This is a genomic window from Microvirga sp. ACRRW, assembly GCF_022346925.1.
Taxonomy (GTDB): domain Bacteria; phylum Pseudomonadota; class Alphaproteobacteria; order Rhizobiales; family Beijerinckiaceae; genus Microvirga.
Window position 1 is genome coordinate 483545 of the sequence record NZ_JAKRNJ010000002.1, and the last position, 19432, is coordinate 502976.

The 19432-nt window shown below is 62.4% G+C and carries 22 protein-coding genes; 12 read left to right on the forward strand and 10 right to left on the reverse strand.

Features of this window, described 5'->3' with window-relative positions:
- Nucleotides 1-93 precede the first annotated feature (93 nt).
- Nucleotides 94-951, forward strand: a complete 858-nt coding sequence (locus tag MHY87_RS06400; protein WP_239350472.1) for a peptidoglycan-binding protein — start codon at nt 94-96, stop codon at nt 949-951.
- A complete protein-coding gene (locus tag MHY87_RS06405; RefSeq protein WP_239350474.1) occupies nt 951-1292 on the forward strand; it encodes a DUF1491 family protein in 342 nt (113 codons plus the stop codon). Before MHY87_RS06400 ends, MHY87_RS06405 begins: the two co-directional genes overlap by 1 nt.
- Here MHY87_RS06405 and MHY87_RS06410 read toward each other — a convergent pair.
- Nucleotides 1289-2284: a hypothetical protein gene (locus MHY87_RS06410; protein ID WP_239350476.1), complete on the reverse strand. Its 996-nt coding sequence runs from the start codon at nt 2282-2284 to the stop codon at nt 1289-1291. The genes MHY87_RS06405 and MHY87_RS06410 overlap by 4 nt on opposite strands.
- 277 nt (nt 2285-2561) lie before the next feature.
- Between MHY87_RS06410 and MHY87_RS06415 the strand changes: the two genes are divergently transcribed.
- A complete protein-coding gene (locus MHY87_RS06415; RefSeq protein WP_239350478.1) occupies nt 2562-2765 on the forward strand; it encodes a hypothetical protein in 204 nt (67 codons plus the stop codon).
- Nucleotides 2766-2806: 41 nt separating this feature from the next.
- On the opposite strand, the gene MHY87_RS06420 is transcribed toward MHY87_RS06415, so the two are convergent.
- From MHY87_RS06420 to MHY87_RS06435, 4 genes are all read right to left on the reverse strand, one after another.
- On the reverse strand, nt 2807-3295 hold the full coding sequence (locus tag MHY87_RS06420; protein WP_239350480.1) for a GNAT family N-acetyltransferase: 489 nt from the start codon (nt 3293-3295) through the stop codon (nt 2807-2809).
- A 22-nt stretch (nt 3296-3317) separates the two neighbouring features.
- On the reverse strand, nt 3318-3884 hold the full coding sequence (locus MHY87_RS06425) for a hypothetical protein (RefSeq protein ID WP_239350482.1): 567 nt from the start codon (nt 3882-3884) through the stop codon (nt 3318-3320).
- Nucleotides 3881-4474 carry a DUF1214 domain-containing protein gene (locus MHY87_RS06430; protein ID WP_239350484.1) on the reverse strand — a complete coding sequence of 198 codons (594 nt, stop codon included), beginning with the start codon at nt 4472-4474 and terminating at the stop codon, nt 3881-3883. The genes MHY87_RS06425 and MHY87_RS06430 overlap by 4 nt, the downstream gene beginning before the upstream one ends.
- A gap of 77 nt (nt 4475-4551) precedes the next feature.
- Nucleotides 4552-6726, reverse strand: a complete 2175-nt coding sequence (locus MHY87_RS06435; protein WP_239350714.1) for a transglycosylase domain-containing protein — start codon at nt 6724-6726, stop codon at nt 4552-4554.
- Between the two features lie 252 nt (nt 6727-6978).
- Here MHY87_RS06435 and MHY87_RS06440 point away from each other — a divergent pair, with 252 nt between their 5' ends.
- Complete coding sequence (locus MHY87_RS06440; RefSeq protein WP_239350486.1) at nt 6979-7485, forward strand: YcgN family cysteine cluster protein; 507 nt, start codon at nt 6979-6981, stop codon at nt 7483-7485.
- On the opposite strand, the gene MHY87_RS06445 is transcribed toward MHY87_RS06440, so the two are convergent.
- The 5 genes from MHY87_RS06445 to MHY87_RS06465 form a co-directional block, all read right to left on the reverse strand.
- A complete protein-coding gene (locus MHY87_RS06445) occupies nt 7482-8558 on the reverse strand; it encodes an AI-2E family transporter (RefSeq protein WP_239350488.1) in 1077 nt (358 codons plus the stop codon). The genes MHY87_RS06440 and MHY87_RS06445 overlap by 4 nt on opposite strands.
- 355 nt (nt 8559-8913) lie before the next feature.
- Entirely contained in the window at nt 8914-9540 is a 627-nt protein-coding gene (locus MHY87_RS06450) for a DUF2939 domain-containing protein (protein WP_239350490.1), read from the reverse strand.
- Nucleotides 9541-9687: 147 nt separating this feature from the next.
- Entirely contained in the window at nt 9688-10776 is a 1089-nt protein-coding gene (locus MHY87_RS06455) for a TRAP transporter substrate-binding protein (RefSeq protein ID WP_239350492.1), read from the reverse strand.
- 135 nt (nt 10777-10911) lie between these two features.
- Nucleotides 10912-12327: a sensor histidine kinase gene (locus MHY87_RS06460; RefSeq protein ID WP_239350493.1), complete on the reverse strand. Its 1416-nt coding sequence runs from the start codon at nt 12325-12327 to the stop codon at nt 10912-10914.
- A gap of 242 nt (nt 12328-12569) precedes the next feature.
- A complete protein-coding gene (locus MHY87_RS06465; protein WP_239350494.1) occupies nt 12570-12728 on the reverse strand; it encodes a hypothetical protein in 159 nt (52 codons plus the stop codon).
- A gap of 155 nt (nt 12729-12883) precedes the next feature.
- Here MHY87_RS06465 and MHY87_RS06470 point away from each other — a divergent pair, with 155 nt between their 5' ends.
- The 8 genes from MHY87_RS06470 to MHY87_RS06505 all read left to right on the forward strand — a co-directional run bounded on the left by MHY87_RS06470 (nt 12884) and on the right by MHY87_RS06505 (nt 19340).
- A complete protein-coding gene (locus tag MHY87_RS06470) occupies nt 12884-13909 on the forward strand; it encodes an endonuclease/exonuclease/phosphatase family protein (protein WP_239350495.1) in 1026 nt (341 codons plus the stop codon).
- Nucleotides 13910-14157: 248 nt separating this feature from the next.
- On the forward strand, nt 14158-14706 hold the full coding sequence (locus MHY87_RS06475) for a hypothetical protein (protein WP_239350496.1): 549 nt from the start codon (nt 14158-14160) through the stop codon (nt 14704-14706).
- Nucleotides 14639-15967, forward strand: a complete 1329-nt coding sequence (locus tag MHY87_RS06480) for a DNA-packaging protein (protein WP_370644853.1) — start codon at nt 14639-14641, stop codon at nt 15965-15967. Before MHY87_RS06475 ends, MHY87_RS06480 begins: the two co-directional genes overlap by 68 nt.
- Nucleotides 15968-16081: 114 nt before the next feature.
- A complete protein-coding gene (locus MHY87_RS06485) occupies nt 16082-16390 on the forward strand; it encodes a putative quinol monooxygenase (RefSeq protein ID WP_239350498.1) in 309 nt (102 codons plus the stop codon).
- A gap of 381 nt (nt 16391-16771) precedes the next feature.
- A complete protein-coding gene (locus tag MHY87_RS06490) occupies nt 16772-17959 on the forward strand; it encodes a phage portal protein (protein ID WP_239350499.1) in 1188 nt (395 codons plus the stop codon).
- A 199-nt stretch (nt 17960-18158) separates the two neighbouring features.
- Complete coding sequence (locus tag MHY87_RS06495; protein ID WP_239350501.1) at nt 18159-18359, forward strand: hypothetical protein; 201 nt, start codon at nt 18159-18161, stop codon at nt 18357-18359.
- A gap of 142 nt (nt 18360-18501) precedes the next feature.
- Complete coding sequence (locus tag MHY87_RS06500) at nt 18502-19041, forward strand: HK97 family phage prohead protease (protein ID WP_239350502.1); 540 nt, start codon at nt 18502-18504, stop codon at nt 19039-19041.
- Nucleotides 19042-19136: 95 nt separating this feature from the next.
- Nucleotides 19137-19340 (forward strand): hypothetical protein, encoded by a 204-nt coding sequence (locus tag MHY87_RS06505; RefSeq protein ID WP_239350503.1) that lies wholly within the window; start codon nt 19137-19139, stop codon nt 19338-19340.
- Nucleotides 19341-19432 lie beyond the last annotated feature (92 nt).

The window sequence follows — 19432 nt, forward strand, 5'->3', positions numbered from 1 at the left end:
GCGGCTTCAATGCTCTCGCCCGTGACTTCCGGCGCGGCCGGGCATGTCATGGAGGGGATCATGGAGAGGCGGCGCTCTTCCAAAGACAGGACGATGATTGTGCGTGACGCTTTCGCTGCCGACATGGATGACGATATGGAACTGCCCGCCGTGGTCCGGCGGAAGGCTTCGCCGCGTCCGCAGCAGAAGCGCTCGGCCAAGCAGGCGCCGCGCAAGGCGGGTATGGGCGAGCGTCTCGCTGCGCAGGCGCTGAAGCATCCGGGCCGGATGGCCGCCTCCGTGCTCTTGACCGGCTGCGCCGGCGTGATCGCATGGAATGCGCTGGTCCTGCAGAATGTGCGCCATCCCGCACCGCTGTTCACCCATCACGATCCGGCGGGTCCCGTGGCTCCCGCGCCGATACAGCTCTCGACTTCGGAGCAGCCCCTGCCGCCGGCCCGCCCCGGAAGCGAAGTGCCCGAAGCGCAGGCCATGGTGGCGCAGGAGCCATATGCTCCGGTCGCATCGGTCGAGGCTGCTCCATCCTCGGCCACTTCCGCGCCACGTCCCGCACCGCGCGGCGCCATCACCGACATGATCCGCAACAACGGGACACCGAGCGCTGCTCCACAGCGCGCGCAGCAGGCCGCCGTCCAAAGCCCGGCTCCGGCACCCGCGCCGTCGCGCGCGCCGACGGTGCGCGATCCCATCGCCGAAATGATCCGCCTCGGCGGCCCGGTGCCGACGCCGCCTGCCAATGTGGGACGGCCCGATGGCGGGGACATTGTGCTCGCAGGTCAGCGCGCCCTCGCGCGGCTCGGCTACGGAGTGAAGGTCGACGGTGCGATGGGGCCGGGCACCCGCCAGGCCATCGAGCGTTTCGAGCAGGACAGGCGCTTGCCCGTCACCGGCTCGCTCAATGCCCGCACGGCGCGCGAACTCTCCGCGCTGTCGGGCATTGCCGTGCAGTAATGGCACGTCTGCGCTCCGATTTCTGGGTGTCCGCATACCTGCGCCGCTGCGGCGTCGAAGGCCTGGATGCCGCCTTGCGCAAGCGTGGCTCAGCGGAAGCAGGTGCGATCTTCGTAAAGGTCGATCATCTCGACGGAACGGCAAGTCTCTACGGACCCGCGCCGCAATCGTTTGTCGAAGATTCGAGCGAGCGCCTCTTCACGCCGATCCTGCAAGGCGTAACGCCACTCGATGTGGAGGAGAGGATGACGAAGGAGCTGCGCTTCGATTCCGATCTCTGGTTGGTGGAAGTGGACGACCGCGACGGCCGTCACTTCCTCGATCTCGCGTCCGACGCCTAGACTTCTCCGCTCTGCCCGCAGAGCGCCTTCGCACTTAAAATCGACTCGATAAGAACAAGAGCGACTGCCTGCGGAACGTCCCGCATCTCATGCATCAATTCGCGGATGGCGGAGAGCGGGTATGAGAGGGCGGGATGCAGGTTCAGGAAGATGCGGGCCGCTTCCTTGGTCTCCACGCCGAGGGCTTTCAGAGCGAGTGCGAGAAGCACATGGCGGCCGATCTGCAGAATGCGCCATTCCTTTGATTCGGGAAAACCGAAGGCTTCCGTCAGCAGCCGCTCGAAGCATGCGATGTCGCCATCGGCGGCGGCAGCCGAGATGGCGTCCATGTCCTGTGACGATACGCGAAAGGGCGAAGAACTTTCACCCCGTGTGATGCGCTCGCGAATGAGGGCGCGTTGCTCAGCGTTGGCCGCAAGATAAAGGCAGGCTTCATGCGCCGCCGTGAGGTCGCTGCGCTGAAGCAGGATACGTGCAAGGTCAGGTCGTTCGATGGCACGCCTGACCAACTGGTGGAACGCCGGTATTGAGGACGGGAAGGCTAGATTGGACGCAAGAGCATTCTCACTCGCGTCTTCCCGCAACACGAGAATCCGCTCGATGATTTCAGCATCGAGCCGGGCGCGCGAGGCAAGATTCAATCGTCCCGCAGGTGTTGCGAGATGCTGCTTGTCGGATGTGGGAGCAGAATACATCCGGTTTTGCCGTGCGGGGCTGTGCAATTCCGATGTATGCCGGTGGAGGTAGTCGCGAACCGAAGTTGGCGTATCAGGACAAGGCGCGAGAATGCGCGCGATGTCGCTGAGAGTGGCATCATCCGCCTTGGGTAAGAAACCCAGCGCCAATGCCTCGAAGGTTTCGATGCTTTCACGGTCGCGCGCAGGCGCGGCGACGAACATTTCCGCATTTACTTTCAGAAGAGCGGCGCAGGCATCCGCGCCGCTCAGATCGGACAGGTCGGACCAGAGACCAGGGTTCGCAGAGGACGCCATACTCAACTCTCTCACCAGCTTGAGCCCGCTCACACCGTAGAGGCGGTCTGTTAGCGCATCTTTAAATCCGGGCCGCGACTACACCTTACGAGTGTGCGAGATGGCACACATGTTCGTGCCTTTCTCGGAACTGAAGCGCGGCGGCCAATGTTGTTTTTGTGCCAGGGTGAGCGAATTTTCGGGCAGGGCATGCCTGCTGGAAACGGTCTGTTAACCATAAGGCTTTTTGTGTGAGTCAGTTACAGAGGCCAATCGTGAGACCATAGAGGAGGACACAATGCAGGATGCATGGGCAAGATCGCCCGGCGTGGTGGTCACTTTCCCGGATGCTGCGGATCGACCGCAACGTCCGCTCCTGAATGCCGGCGAACCGCGAGGCGAGATCCTTCTCTTCACGGGTGTGCGTTACGAACGGCCCGAGCCCAGTCCAGGTCCTTCCCGTCCTTACGCCAGCAGCCGTCCCGGTCGCCGTCGCTCGTAATTTCCATTTGAGTTTTTTGCAAAGACGAGACGCTTTTCGCGTCAGCTGTATGCCTGCGCCAGGTTGCGCATCATCAGCACCGCATCCGGTCCATATGTGAGGAGTTTTGCCTCCAGGCCGGGAACATCAGCTGCGCGAAAATCCAGCCGCTCCCAGAATGCCTGAGAGTTGTTTACAGCGACCAGCGACATATTACCGAAGCCGGCATCGTGTGCGTGACGTGCCAGCCGCTCGCCTGCCTGCACAGCATAACCCTTGCCGCGCGTCTCCGGCAGCAGGGCCACGTCGTGCACGTAATAGGTCGTGGCTTTGCTCGGGATCTCTCCGAGCAGGGAATTCAGCGCAGGCGGCGAGCCGAAATGCCAGGGATGGGTGAGCGCGTATCCGACGATGCGTCCGCCCTCTTCGAGCACGAGGCACCCTTGCGGATAAAGTCGCTGACGCTCCTCGAAGACCCGCGCATCTTCCGGGTGATCGAGATGGATCGTGTCAGCCAGGATCTGAACCTGCGCGAGGTCCTGCGCAGTCATGGGACGCCAGGGCATTTCGTTTTCAGCCCTCTGCCTGTTCGGTGACGCACGAGACAGCTTTCGCTGCATCCTCCGCCTGGGGGCGTTGGCTTGCGGTGGGAGCGGCCACGCGCACGATCACGAAGCCCTGCTGCTCGGGGGCGACGATGCGCACGTCCCGGGACGGATCGTTCTCGTCCTCGGCTGCGCGGGCCTCATCGAGCTGGCGTGCCGTCATGGCGACGATCTCGAGCTCTCCGCGCACGGCCGCGCGATCAGTCACGGCGAAGAACACGCCGCCCGATTCCTTGTGAAAGGAGAAGGTCAAGAGGTTCTGCCCGGTCTTGGCGGAAACGCGCATGGGCCCATCGCGCAGATCGAAGGCGCAGGCGGCCACTGCGATCGCCGGATCGGGCAGGGGCATCCACGTGTTCTCGCCGCCGGGAGCACTGATGATCTGCGCCGTTTCGGCGGTGAGGGTCGACTGCACTTTCGCGAACGCGTCCTGCTCGGCGAGATGCGGTGTGGCAAGAATAGAGACGATGTGAACACCCACAGCCAGGACGAGGCCGCTGAGGGTGGCGATCAGGAAGCGGCTGAACCCTCTCATGCTCCGCACTCCCCGCGCTGGATCGTGGGGAAGACGCTCTCGTCGAGCCCCGTGCCTGCGGCACCCGGCGTGTCGTAGAGCCTCAGCATGATGCTGATCTTGCCCGAGACCGGAAGCTGGAGCCAGTTTCCGTCCTGGAGGCTGCGCGAGAGAGCGATCGTGAACTGGTCCTGCGCATCGCGCAAAATCTCGGCGGATGTGAAACTCGCCCGTCCCAGTTCGCTGCGGACCAGCCCGCCGTTCTGATCGTAGACCGTGAGGGTCCAAAGGCGTGCCGTCGGTATGACGGAGCCGATGCGATAGGTGCAAGTGGAATCGAGCGGCCTGCCTTCGCTGTCCGTCACGGCGGTAAAGCCGAGCCCCTCGCCGGTGGCCAAGGGCACCTCGCCGCGCTGTGCGAGAATAGCGCGCATGTAAGGGTCGGCATCGGCCGATCCGAGATCGGGCCAGGCTTTCCAAGGGCCGATGCGCAGGCTCCCCAGGGGCGGCTCACCTTTCAGGACCCAATAGGTCGAGCCCAGTCCCAGCCCGAGGGCGAGCAGGAGCGCATAGACGACCAGAAAAGCAGTAGGGACAATTCGATTGGTCACGGATCTCAACGCTGTCACAGGGGCGCGCATCGAAGCGGCCCCGGGGGCGTTCGTCAATATCGCCTCTGTATTCATTGTTATGGCATGGCCACTTGGCGGGGAACTTCCACGGAACCCGTCGCGCTGGGGACGGAGTTCTCCTTCGCGGTGGAGATAGAGCGCTCGGCGGTCTCGAACAGGTTGCCGATATTCCCCAGAGCCTCATAGGACTTCCGGGAGAGCGTGCCGGCGAGGAAGGCCTGCGATGCGCCCTGAGCCTGATCGGCGGCTGGACGGTTCGACGTCGCCACACGGGCGAAGGCTCCGGAATCGACGCCTGGGATCGGGCGGATTTCCAGGTTCTGGTGCGCGAAGTTCATCACCTCGTGCCAGGTCAGGGCCGGAAGCGTGCCGCCAGTCATGTTGTTCATGGGCTTGGAATCGTCGTTGCCGTACCAGACGGAGGCGACGAGGTTGCCGGTATAGCCTACGAACCATGCGTCCTTGTAACCGTTGGTCGTGCCGGTCTTTCCCGCGACCGGAACGCCTTCGACGGCGGCGCGCTTGCCGGTGCCTTCGGTCACCACCTTGTTCAGCATGAAGTTCATGTCGGTGACGACGCGGGGCTCGAGCACCTGCTTGGGCGGCGTGTCGCGGTCGTGGCTGTAGATCACCTCACCGGACGAGTTGCGCACCTCCCAGGCCGCATAGGGCGTTGCCTGCTTGCCGCCATTGGCAAAGACCGCATAGCCGGAGGCCATGTCGATGGGCGTCACCTCGGCGGCACCGATGGGGAGAGGGGCTTCGTTCGCGAGCGGATGGGTCAGGCCCATGCGCTTGGCGGTATCGATGATGATGGCGCGGCCGGCCTTGGCGTTACCCTTGCCGATCTCAAGCGACATGCGGACCGGGATGGAGTTGATCGAGCGCGCCAGGGCGGAAACCATGGGCATCGCGCCCGAGAAGGAACGGCCATAATTCTGTGGGCACCAATTGCCGAGGCAGATGGGGGCGTCCACCACCTTCGAGTTGGGATTGAGCTTCGGGTTGGTGGTGAGCGCGGCGGCATAGACGAAGGGTTTGAAGGACGAGCCCGGCTGCCGCAGGCCATTGGTGGCGCGGTTGAACTGGCTCAGGCCGTAATCGCGGCCGCCGACGATGGTGCGCACGGCCCCGTCCACGTCCATCACGACGATGGCGCCTTGTCCGGCGTGATACTGGCGCCCGCTCTGGCGCAGCTGGTTTTCCAGAACTTCTTCCGTATGCCGCTGAAGGGTGGTGTCGAGGGGCGTCTTGACGATGAGAACACGCTCGCTGCCGAACTTCTTCTGGGCCGCCAGCGCCTGAACCTGCTCATAGGCCCAGTCGAGATAGAAATCGGGGGTCGTCTCGCGCTCGCGGTTTACAGGAGTGGCCGGATTGCGGCGGGCTGTCTGGATCTGGCCATCGGTGAGGAAACCCGCCTCGACCATGTTGCGCAGAACCTCGTTCGCGCGGGAGCGGGCTGCCGGCAGGTTCACGTGCGGGGCATATTTCGTCGGGGCCTTGAACAGGCCCGCCAACATGGCGGATTCGGCGAGCGTCAGGTCTTTCGCCGGCTTGCCGAAATAGTAATCCGCCGCCGCCACGACGCCGTGCGCGCCGCCGCCCATATAGGCGCGGTCGAGATAAAGCTTGAGAATCTCGTCTTTGGTCAGATGAAACTCGAGCCAGACCGCCAGGAAGGCTTCCTTGATCTTGCGTTCGAGCGAGCGCTCGTTGGTGAGGAACAGGTTCTTCGCCAATTGCTGGGTGATGGAGGAGCCGCCCTGCACGACCCCGCCGCCCTTGGCGTTGACCACGACGGCGCGGAAGGTGCCAATGGGGTCGATGCCCCAATGATCGTAGAAGCGCCGGTCTTCCGTCGCGAGCGCAGCCTTGATCATGTAATCCGGGAAATCCTCGAGCTTGTAGGAATCGTCCAGGTGCAGGCCGCGGCGGCCGACTTCCTGCCCGTAGCGGTCGAGGAAGGTGACGGCGAGGTCCTGGGTCTTGAGCCAGTCGTCCTCAGTCTCGCGGAAGGCGGGCAGCGCGAGAGCCAGCATCACGACGGCGCCGACGGCGCCAAGAGTCGTCGCCTCGCTCGTCAGGTCCAGGACAATGCGCAGGGGCCCGCGAAAGCGCAGGGCCTTCATCTTCTCGGAATAGGAATCGTAAGCCGAAGCCAGTCCTCGCCCGCTCTGAAACAGGAACGAGTTCAACCACGCGTCCAGCCAGAGCGCGGCACGCTTCATCCGTGTCGAGAGAGGGGTGGGGGGCTGCTGTGACACTTTGGTCCTTCGGGGCAGGTCAGGAGGCCTGAGATGCCGTCTTATGATCGTTGATTTCCCTTACGGCAACGTTTGCACGTAACGTGATGCATTATCAACAACTCACAAACAGGTTCTGCGGTTCAAATAGATCTACCTCGTCCGGAAAAAAGGCTTGGGCTTGTGCGAGGCCGCACATTCCTTCAAACCGCCGTAAAGAGAGACCACAGAGCCCGCATGTCCAAAACCGCATCCCGACCCCGCTCCAAGCCGGAGGAGCAACCCTTCTGGCGCGTGAAGACGCTTGAGGCCCTGAGCTCCGACGAATGGGAGAGCCTGTGCGACGGCTGCGGACGCTGCTGCCTGGTCAAGCTAGAGGACGAGGATACGGCCGAGGTTCTCTATACGGATGTGGCCTGCACGCTTCTCGACGAAGGAAGCTGCCGCTGCCGCGATTATCCCAACCGGCAGGCCAAGGTGTCCGATTGCGTGCGGCTTACGCCTGAGACCGTGCGCGGCCTGTCCTGGCTGCCGCACACTTGCGCCTATCGCCTCGTGTCCGAGGGACGGGATCTGCCCTGGTGGCACCCGCTGGTCTCCGGCGATCCCGAGACGGTGCACGCCGCAGGGGTTTCCGTGCGGGATCGGGTCGCGGGGCCGGAGGAAGACTTTTCGCTAGCCGAGCTTCTCGAACGCCTCACCGACTGGCCCATGGAGGACGTGTCGTCCGAGGAGCCTGCTTAAACGCTTCCCTTCTCCTTGGCCTCGGCTTCTCCGGGAACGCTCGTTTCCTCGCCCAGGGCCTCGCGCACGTAGAGCTTCTTCACCAGCACATAGGTGACGACGGCAAGCGGGAAGCCAAAGACGAGGCCCGTGGAGCCGAACAGGATACTAGCGACAAGGATCGCGAAGAGCGCGAGGGCCGGGGGGATGCTGACCATGCTTCGGGCCACGAGAGGGAAGATCACGTTGCCTTCGATCTGCTGGATCGCAAGGATCGCAAGCACCGTCCACAGAGCCGTCTCGCTGCTGATGCTGAAGGCGAACAGGACGGCCGGAAGCGCGCCGAGAATGGGCCCGAGGAACGGGATGAAATCCGCAAGGCCCGCGATGATGCCCAGCGCATAGGGCGAAGGCAGCCCGATGAGCCAGAAGGCGAGGCTGGCGAGCACGGCGACGCAGGCCATGGCGATCATCTGGGACATGAGCCAGAGCCGAAGGGCCTGGCCCGAGGCATCGAGCGAACTCTCGACGCGTTCATGATGGCGTTTCGGGAAGAGCTTGATGAGGCCTTGCTTGTAAAGGCGCGGCGAGGCCGCGATGTAGATGCCGGCGATCACCACCAGCAGGAAATCGGCCAGCCCGCTGAGAACCGCGCCGCCGATGCCTGCGATGCGCGTCGCCAGGCCCCCGCTCGGCATGTTGTTGACCATCTCGGAAAGATCGTCCGACACCGCGCCGAAGCCGAGATTCTTGCTGAAGTCGTCGATGACGGAGGGAAGGCGTTCCATCACGTTGGTGAACTGGGCGCGGATCTGTGTGCCGAAGAGGGCAATCAATCCCACGAAGATGAGGAAGATGATGAGGGTCGCGATCCAGAGGCTCCAGCGTTCCGGCACACGGGCATAACGCACCAGCACATCCGCGGAGGAATGCAGGATCAACGCGACAAGGATGGCGCCGAAAGCCAGCAGGAGAACATCCGCGAGTTTCCAGAGCAGAAGAGCCAGCAGAATCAAACCCAGGACGATGAGCGTTTTTCGCACGAACTCGGCATCGCCCATGATCCTGCGAAAAGAGTATCTGTCCTCGTCCATCAGCCCATCCCCTGCCTCGCTCCGGAGGACAATCGAAACGGCAAAGCCGAGTTCCCTCGAAAGATCCCGCATATATCCCAAGGGCCGATTTAGTTCATGCTTGGCTATTATTATTTTGATCTAAGGGATTTCGTCGCGGATTAGGAACGTAAAACGGTGGAGGAAGTTGATAAAGCAGAAGGAGGATTCATGTAATGACCTCTCAGGTAATCTGCTTTTTGCTTGGTACTGTGTTCCCGCTCGCCGCAGTCGGCTGGATGATTGTTCATCAGTAGTGTATAGATGGGCTGTCCGTAAGATGATGGCAGTGAATGCGGAAGTTGTCTGCGATGCAAATATAAAAAAGCCCGCCATGTCAGAGGCGGGTTTTTTGATGTCCGGAAGAGGGCTGCGCGTACCGTGAAGCTACGGCCGCACGCTTGATGAGTTCCTCTCTCAGGGCAACGGGCAGTTCGAGGCCGCTCAGCCGCCAAGTCGTGTTGCGCAGGCGCATGGTGATCCTGAACTGCTGGTCTTTCGGACTCTCGATCGGGATGGGAATCGTCACGCTTCGAAAGCCTTGCGATTCCGAAAACAGGAAGGTGCGCCAGGCTTGCCGGAGCGAGCCGAAATCGAAGCTTAACGGGGAAACGCCGCTGCTTGAGCGTCCGCCCGTAGCCTTCTCGGGCCAGCCCTTCTCGAACAGATCGATCAGGGCCTGAGGAGAGACGAGCTCCTCGACGACGGGATTGAGGACGGCGGTTCCAGCCTCGGTCGCGATGTCCAGCTCAGCGCCCTGAAGATCCTGATCTTTCAAATACTCGCCGAGGATTTGGCGGGAGAGGGATGATCTCAAGGCGTTGAAGTTCACACGCTCCGTGATCCTCCCGACATCCTTCGCCTCAACCGCCTTGCTGAGGTCGTAGAGCGCCACGAAGGGCGAAACCATGAAGATCGCCCAGGCCAGGAAGAGGAAAAAACTGATCCGAAATGTCCAGCGCATAAGCCAAAAACCATCCCTTCGTTATGCAGCGACTGTCCCGCGCGTAGCAGGCCGGGCAGCAGGGGGGAGGTTTCCTATGTAGGAATCGCCAGGGCATAAAAAAGGGCGACCGATTGGCCGCCCTTTTCAGGATCGATTCTGGTCCGATCAGCCGCGAGCGCGGGCGCGGATCATGAAGGTGTCGTAGGCGTATTCGGCCACTTGGAACCAGAGATATTCCTCGTTGCGGAAGGCGCGGATCGAGTCGATGACCTTCTTGAAGTCGGGATTCTTGGCCGAAACCTCGTCATAGACTTCGTTCGTCGCCTTATAGGCGGCTTCGAGGATCTCCGGCGAGAACGGACGCAGCTGCGTACCGGCGCCGAGCAGGCGGCGCAGAGCGGCCGGGTTGCGGGCGTCGTACTTGGCCAGCATGTCGGTGTTGGCGTAGCCGGCAGCGGTCGTCAGGACGGCCTGATAAGCCTTCGGGAGCTCCTTCCATTTCGTCTGATTGACGAAAAGGTGGATGGCGGGACCGCCTTCCCAGAAGCCCGGATAGTAGTAGTACGGCGCGACTTTCGAGAAGCCGAGCTTCTCGTCGTCATAGGGGCCGACCCACTCGGCGGCATCGATGGTGCCGCGCTCGAGCGACGGGTAGATATCGCCGCCGGGGATCTGCTGCGGAACGGCGCCGAGCTTGGCGAGAACCATGCCAGCGATGCCGGCGATACGGATCTTCAGGCCCTTCAGGTCATCAACGGACTTGATCTCCTTGCGGAACCAACCGCCCATCTGCACGCCGGTATTGCCGGCGGGCATGCCGTACAGGTTATGCTTGGCATAGAATTCATTCAGCAGGTCGTTGCCGCCGCCGTGATAGAGCCAGGCATTCATCTGGCGGGCATTGAGGCCGAAGGGGGCTGCCGTGCCGAGAGAGAAGGTCGGGTCCTTGCCGAAATAATAATAGGAGCAGGTATGGCCGAGTTCGACGGTGCCGTTGCCCACGGCATCGGCGATCTGGGGCTGGCCGACGATTTCACCGGCGGCGAAAGGCTGGATCTGGAACTTGCCGTCCGTTGCTTCCGAAACGTACTTCGCGATCACTTCGGCGCCGCCGTAGATCGTGTCGAGGGACTTCGGGAAACCGGATTGCAGGCGCCACTTGATCTCCGGCATCGACTGGGCAATGGCGGGGGCGGCTACCGCCGTCGTGGCGGCACCGACCGTAGCGGCCTGAAGAAACTGACGACGCTTCATAGTCTTAAACTCCTCCCTGGATCGTGACTTCGTCACTTGCGCCCAATTGACACTGAATCCGGGCCACCTCGCAAGAAGGTTTCGCGCATTATCGACCAATGACTTAGACGCTCTTTGAAAACAGCCTTCGGGTGCTCAAGAAAACGGCACATCCAGGGGCACGTCGATGATGCAGACCACACCTGTGGGCTCGTAAGCGATTTCCGCGGAGCCGTTTAGCTCCCGCGCCAGGCCCTTCTGAATCAGACGGGAGCCGAAGCCCGTCCGGCGGGGAGGGATGACGACAGGCCCGCCATGCTCCTCCCAGCGGAACACGAGGCGCGTGCCGGTCTCGTTCGGGACGGTAGCCCAGGAGATCCGCACGCCGCCTGCGGACGTTTTGAGCGCGCCGTATTTCAGCGCGTTCGTGCAGAGCTCATGGATGGCCATGGACAGGCTCAGCGACATGGCTGGCGGGAGGCGCAGATCCTCGCCCCGCACCTCGATCCTGCTTTCGTCTTCCATATGGGTCCGGAAGGGTGCGCAGGCCTCGAGGGCGACATCCGAAAGATAGGCTCCTTCCCAGTTCTCCCGCGTGAGAACATCGTGGGCGCGGGAGAGGGCGAAAAGACGGGCTTCGAAAGCCGTGCGCGCCGCGCCGATATCGTCGGAGGCCGTGATGCCGAATTTATGAAAGCTCTGGACGGCCAGGGACTGGACGGTGGCAAGCGTGTTCTTCACCCGGTGGTTCAGCTCGTTGACCATGAGGCGCAGATGCTCTTCCGCGCGCTTGTGGTCCGTGATGTCGTATTGAACGCCGTCCCAGATATAGGTTCCGTTGCTCAACTGACGCGGCATGGTGATCATGCGGTGCCAGCGGATCTCCCCGGTCTTGGCATGCCGAAGCTTCAGTTCCGTGTCGAAGGTCTTGCGCTCGTCATGAGCCTTCATCCCCCGCACGTGCATCTGCTCGAGATACTCGGGCAGGATGAGTTGAGCGATCAGGCCCATATTGGCCAACGCATCCTCTGCGCGGATGCCGGTCAGCTGTTCGCACGCCTTGGAAATGTAAACCGGGCGCCGGTCCTTGTACTCCGCCGAATCCAGGAACTGGAAAACCATGCAGGAGGGCAGGTTGTCGGCAAGGGCGCTGAGGCGGGCCTGGCTCTCGCGGAGTTCCTCCTCGGTGCGGCGGCGCTCCGTCCAGTCGCGGAAGCTCACGCCCAGGCCGCCATTATAGGGAAACACGCGGAGTTCTAGGAAGCGTCCCTGCACCCCCACGGCCTCCGCCTCGAACATCGCCGCAATCCCGGTGGCGGCGACTTCCTCATAGCGGCGCCTGAGCTCGGTGCCCTCCGAATGGGAGAAGATGTCCCAGATGACGCGCCCGAGCATATCCTGAGCGGGGGCGCCGAAATATTCCTGTGCCGCGCGGTTGATATAGGTGAAGCGCCAATCGCCATCGAGTGAGTAGAAGGCGTCCCCAATGCCCTCCAGGATGACGGAGAGACGGGCCTCGACCTTCGCTTCCACGGATTGGGCGATGGCATGCTGAATGACGTCGCCCCTCATTCCCTGAGAACCCTTGTACGAGTTCGGGATGACGAGATCGCTCGAGAGCCTGTCCTGGTCAGGAGAGCTGGATAAAGCGGAGCGCGGCATAGTCATTTGATGAAATATAATGATGTTGCATCAAAAGGGCAATCCTCGGCCATGCTTGGAGTGCGGTTAAAAATCTGTGCCAGGATAAAAGTTTAATAGGCGTCCACGCTCTTCCGAAAGCTGTTCCGGGGAGGGTGTAACACCTGCTGCGATCAGCCCTTTGGCTCGCTGAAGACTTCCGCTGCGCAGACGAGGGCAAAGAGGGCGATGACCGCAACCAGTTCCGCGATGCTTCTCGCGAAGGTTGCAGGGTCCGCAAAATAGAAAAGCGCGCCGATGATGGACGCGACGATCGTAGCCCAGGCAAGCATGGGCTTTCTCCCTGCATGTTCTCGTGCGCTGCGATAACTCGAAAGAGGCAAAGAAGTTCCTAATCCTAACCCAGAATTTTTTTCGTGCGTCGCCGCTCGCGCATGCTTCCGCCTGCCTTATGTGCTGGAATGCCCGAACGGCGGAGGTGTGAGCCTTGCGTTCCTTGATCCATGCGACCGTCGAAGATCTTCGATGCCCGGAACAGCCTCTTCTCGAGGAGGTGCGTAACGGAGCGCCGGACCCGTCCATGCACGGGCGCCTTTGGGAGCGGGTCGAGGCCTTCCAGGCCCTTGAGGCCCGGCCTCCGAGAAAGGAGGTGTCGTGCCCGGAGCGGTTAAGGGTGGCCGCCCTGAATGCCGAGCGGCTGAAGCGCCCCGATGCTGTCAGGCAAACAGCGGATCGCGAAGGGATAGACGTGCTGCTTCTCAGCGAGGTTGACGTGGGCATGGCGCGATCCGGCAACGTGCATACGATCCGCGAACTCGTAGGCTCATCGGGCGAGGGCTATCTCTACGGCGTCGAGTTCGTGGAACTCGATCTCGGCGATGCGGAGGAGATGCGCCGCCACGCGGGCGAGCGCAATGCCTGCAGCCTTCATGGCAACGCCGTCGTCAGCCGTCTCGCATGCGAGAAGCCGCATCTGATTCCAATCGAGGAAAGCGGGCGATGGTTTGCGGGGTTCAAGGGCGCGCAGAGACGGATCGGCGGACGAATGGCGGTTACTACGCGCCTGGTCGGCTGCCCACGTCCGGTATGGGTCGTGAGTCTACATCTCGAAAGCAAAACCGATCCTGCCGACCGGCAATCCCAAGTCCGTCATCTGCTGTGCGCGCTCGATCGTCTCGCGCTGAACGAGGCCTGTATCGTCGGCGGGGATTTCAATACGAAGGCCCTGCCGGGAGAGAAGGGCGAGCGGCATCTCCTGCTCAAGGAGCCGGAGCGGTACGAACCGTTCTTCGCCGATTTCCACGCCGCAGGATTTTCTTGGGCCGGCGCGAACCTGCCTGTGCCGACGCAGCGCGACGGTCCTTCGAAATCGCACCCGCGACCTTTCCGAAAACTCGATTGGTTTTTCGTGCGCGGCGTGTCGGTGGAAAATCCGCGGGTGATTCCGTCCCTGGATTCGCAAGGACAGCCAATCTCCGATCACGAGATGATCGTCATGGATGTCGTGTTTTGACAATCAGCCCAGTGAGAGTGAGAGCATTTCCCTTATTCCTTAGGGGTGACCAAGACGCTGGCGCGCAACTGGATGAAGCGTCGATGTCCGAATTTCCGCCAGCCCCGAAATCTCGCTTGACAGCGCAACGCTGATAGAGTACAAAACGTGAACACTGACGAAGTGTGAATGAAACCCCGCCCGGCTTCATTCGTGACAAAGACCTCCACCGCTCAAGTGCCGCTTGGGCGGTTTTTTGTTGAGTGCCCATGCTCCCCAGGATCGAAGTTTCCGACGATAAGCGTCAGCAGGCTTATGCTCTTTACGCAGGGGACCCGAAGGTCACCTTGAATGACATTGCCGCCTTTCTTGGCGTCGGCGCGAGCACCTTCGTTCGCATGAGGCAGCGTTGGGGCTGGCCGCCGCGCCATGCCGCACTCAACCAGAACGAATTGAGCAAGGCCGCGAAGGACCCCGCCGATGTCGCCGTCGGCGCTGCGGGCGCGACGACATCCTTGCACGCAGCGGCGCGAACCCTGGCGCGGGCCACGAGGACGCAGATCAATGAACTCATGGAGCAGCAGCGGAGCGGGGGCCTTGATGATCATGACCGGATCGCCCGAACGCTGGCTTCCTTTGCCAAGACATTGACCACCGCGCGGGCGCTCCTGGAGCAGGAAGGTTCAACGCTCGATGCCAACGAGCAACACAACGAAACTCCCCGCAGCCTCCACGAACTCCGCGACGAGCTTGCTCGCCATCTTGAGCGGGTTATCGCGGAAGAGGAAGCTCGCGGAAGCGACGGCCTGCTTATCTGAGGCCGAACTACAACAACTCATCCGCTTCTGGCCGATCCGGTGTCGGGTCGATCAGCGCATGCCGGGATTAAGCCGCCACCACGACCCATGGACGCTTTGGCTTGTGCTCGGCGGTCGCGGTGCGGGCAAAACCCGCGCGGGCTCCGAATGGGTCCGCGGCATCGCGCTCGGCGAGCCGGATTTCACGGATGGTCCCATGCGGCGCATCGCGCTGATCGGAGAAACATTTTCGGACGCGCGCAACGTGATGGTGGAGGGGCCTGCGGGCATTCTCGCCGTCCATGCGCGTCACGAGCGACCCGCCTGGTCGCCGTCATTGCGCAAGCTCGAATGGCCCAACGGCGCGGTGGCGCATGTGTTCTCTGCGGAGGATCCGGATTCGCTTCGCGGCCCGCAATTCGAGGCTGCCTGGGCGGACGAGCTCGCCAAGTGGAAACACGTGGAGGAAACTTGGGACATGCTGCAATTCGGTCTGCGTCTCGGCGCGCATCCGCGCCAGATGGTGACGACGACGCCGCGTCCCATTCCGCTTCTGAAGCGGTTCCTGGCTGATCCCAGGGTTGCGGTATCGCGTGTCAGAACATCGGATAATGCGGAGAACCTTGCGCCCGCTTTTCTCGAAACCGTCGTCGGCCGCTATGCCGGCACGCGGCTCGGACGGCAGGAACTCGACGGCGACATCATCGAGGATCGTCCCGACGCGCTCTGGACGCGCGACATGATCGAACTGAGCCGCATCGACGCCGCGCCTCCGCTCATGCGCATCGTGGTCGCCGTCGATCCGCCCGCCTCGTCCTCCAAACGCGCGGATGCCTGCGGCATCGTCGCGGTCGGCATGGATGACGGCGGCACGGCATATGTGCTGGAGGATGCGACGGCGTCCGGCCTCAAGCCACCCGAATGGGCGGCGAAGGCAGTAGCGCTCTATCACCGGCTTCAGGCGGATGCGCTAATCGTCGAGACGAACCAGGGCGGCGAGATGGCGACCGGCGTGATCCGCGAGGTCGACCCAGCCGTGCCTGTCATGAGCGTGCGCGCCACGCGCGGAAAGTATCTGCGCGCGGAACCCGTCTCGGTGCTGTACGCACAGGGCCGCGTGCGCCATGTGGGCGTGATGCCGGAACTCGAAGACGAGATGTGCGATTTCGGTCCCGGCGGCCTGACCTCCGGCCGGTCTCCGGACCGTATGGATGCGCTCGTCTGGGCGCTCACCGAATTGATGCTGCGCGAGAAGAAAGAGCCGCGTTTGCGGATGCTATAGCCTTCAACAGGCGCTTTCTAATTCACAACGGCTTCGGGACAAACTAGACTCCCTCCGTCGTACCCTGTGCAGCGCTGGCCTGATGCCAGTCTCTTCCTCCTTCAGGAGGCTACCATGTATGCACGACTGACGACGTTCCGCGTAAAGCCCGACAAAGTCGAGGACATGCGCCGCTGGCGCGATGCCAACGAGGCCAGGATCTATGACCAACCGGGTCTACGGGACTGGATCGGGTTGATGGACGACAAGGGAGACTTTGTCGTCGTTGCTCTCTTCGACGATGAAGCTGCAGCCCAAGCCGCCATGCCGCAAGTTCGCGCTTTGTGGAGCGAAATGGCTGCCATGGTGGAGGGTGTGCCAACCGCTAAGTTTCTCAATGTGGTGGCCGCCAAGAACGCCATGAGCGGCGTCGTCATGGGGTAGGAAACGCATCTGTGGATTGAGAACGTCTGAGATGCGCTTCGTGCAAAGGGCGGGCGGAGGGCAGTACATCCGTGCCCGTCCGCCGCGCCGTCTGCCTCATGCCATGAAACATGGCAGAGTTTAAGAAACCGATGGTCGCGCCAGCCAAGGGGGGAAACACCGCTCGGCTGGCGCGTGAATGTCGCAAGCTGCCCCGCAACATCTCAAGATTACCCTGCGGGGTGTGACTGTCGAATGACGATTTCGGCCAAGCTGCACGCTTGTTCAGCAATGGCTGAGGAAATCGTTTGCAGTTTGAACAGGCAGAGTGCGCTTTCCTTTTCTGACGCAACTGAGTGTCTTTGATTCATTGGCCTAAGATCGAGAGGCCAGGAGTTTTTCATGCTGACCAAAGTAACCCGCTGGTTTCGGGCTGTGCCCGAAGCCAAGGCCTCGCGCGCGCATTCTGCCGTTGCGTTCTATTTCGACGGACGTGCCGTGTGGACGCCGCGCGATTATGGAGCGCTTGCCCGTGAGGGATTTCAGAAGAATGCCATCGTGCATCGCGCGGTGCGGCTGGTGGCGGAGGCCGCGGCCTCGCTGCCGCTGACCCTGAAGCACGAAGGACGCGATCTGGCGGCGCATCCGCTGCTGTCGCTGCTGTCGCGTCCGAATGCACGGGAGGGCGGGCAACGTTTTCTCGAGAGCGTTTACGGGCATCTGATGGTGTCGGGCAACGCCTATGTGGAGGCGGTTGGCGTCGATGGTTCGCCGTCCGAGCTGTATGCCCTGCGGCCCGATCGCATGCGCGTGGTGCCGGGCACGGACGGATGGCCTGCCGCTTACGAATACAATGTCGGAACGGAGACGATCCGTTTCGCCATGGGGGAGGCGGTTCCGCCGATCCTGCATCTGACCCTGTTTCATCCGGCGGACGATCATTACGGATTGTCGCCGATGGAGGCGGCGGCCACCGCGCTCGACATCCACAACGCGGCGGGAGCCTGGAACAAGGCGCTCCTCGACAACGCTGCGCGTCCCTCGGGCGCGCTCGTCGTCGGTGGCGCGACGCTCACCGATACGCAGTTCGACCGCTTGAAAGGCGAGTTGGAGGCAAACTACCAAGGCGCATCCCATGCAGGCCGTCCGCTGCTTCTCGAAGGAGGCCTCGACTGGAAGCCCTTGTCGCTATCGCCGAAGGATATGGATTTCGTGGAAGCGAAGACGGGAGCTGCGCGAGAGATCGCGTTGGCGTTCGGAGTACCTCCGCTGCTGCTCGGCCTTCCGGGTGACAACACGCATGCGAATTACGCGGAGGCCAACCGCGCCTTCTACCGGCAGACGGTGATCCCGCTCGTGAAACGCACGATGGAAGCCTTCGCGCAATGGCTCTCGCCCGGGTTCAGTGAGGCGCTGCAGCTCGAACCCGATCTCGACGCCATCAACGCCCTGGCCGATGAGCGCGAAAGCCTCTGGCGCCGCGTCTCGGCGGCGTCGTTCCTCACGGAGGATGAGAAGCGCGAGGCCGTGGGTTATGGTCGCGCGCCCGCTGAGAATGCGGGGAAGGGGAAACGTTCGCGGGCTGCCTAGCACAGTCCCGGACGAAGTGCAGCGAAGATCCGAGATCGTCGCCAGGATGTGCGCCAGGCTTGTCGCATGATCCCGGGTTCTGCTTCGCAGTCCCGGGATGTTTGCGGCATCGAACCGTCCCGACATTCATCATCCACCCGTTCCTTCCAAAAAATCCCAGCAAGATCAGCCCGACATGATCTTGCAAAAGGAACAAACAATGAACATTGCCGATAAGATCGCCGAGGCTGTGATCAGCCGGGGCGATCTTGCTCACCTCGCCCTTTTCGTCTGGGCGAGCGGAGCATCCACGCTGCTTGCCATGACTCTTCGAGACCTCTTCGCGGCCAACCGCCGCTTCGACGAGTTCGTGCGCGAGCTGTCCCTCTTCAACCGCCGTCATACGGGAGATCTTTCATGACCCGATCCGCGCCTCGTTCCGCCCGGAAGCCTAAATCTGAGCGGAACGGGCAGAGCCGCTCGTCGCTCGTGTTCCGCGACTTCGTGCGTCAGCTCGAAAAGCTCGATGCAAAGCCGCCTAAGCCTCCTCGCGGAGCGCGGGCATGAAGCAGGCGTCCGTTCCCATTACGCAGGAGATGAAGTTTCTGAGTCAGCCGCTGAATGCCGTCGATGTGGACGGCGTGTTCGAAGGCTATGCCAGCCTCTTCGGCGTGGCCGATCTCGGTAAGGACGTGGTCATGCCGGGTGCATTCGCCGAGAGCCTGAAGAAGCGCGACGCGGGTGCGGTGAGGCTGCTCTGGCAGCACGATCCATCGACACCTATCGGCCGCTGGCTCTCCATCGCGGAAGATCGGCGCGGGCTTCGCGTCCGCGGCAAGCTCAACCTCGCCGTCGAGCGGGCGCGGGACATCCATGCGCTCATGCGCGAGGGTTCGGTGGATGGATTGTCCATCGGCTTTCGCGTGGAGCGGGCGAGGGCGGAGCGGCCCACCGGCCTGCGGCGCCTCGAAAAGCTCGACCTGTGGGAGATCTCCGTCGTGACCTTTCCGATGCTGCCGGGGGCGCGCGTGGAAACCGTGAAGGAGGTGCCAAAAAACCTAGCCTCATCCATTCGAGCCGGTACGGCTCGATTATTTTCCTGAACCTCGGTTGACCAGGCGCGTTACACGCTAGCCCGCAGGGAAGCGGATGCTGCGGGCGTGACCCGATATGCCGTCCGCTTCCTCGGGAGTTTTCCATGAAGAAACTCGCTTTCGTTGCCCTGATCGGCCTTGCCGCCGCAGCCTGCACCACCACGGAAGAGCGCGTTGGCGGCGCGGCCGTCGGCGCCGGCGTCGGCGCTGTGGCCGGCCCCCCCGGTGCAATCGTCGGCGGCGCTGTCGGCGCTGTGACCGGACCGACCGTCGCAAAAACGACCCGCCGCGCGGCTCGCCGGATGTAAGCATTCCCTCACGGGAAATAACGGGCCCGCCCCTCGGCGGGCCTTTTTCGTTGAAGCCGAACTTTTTCAAAACCTTTGGCAAAATTATTGGA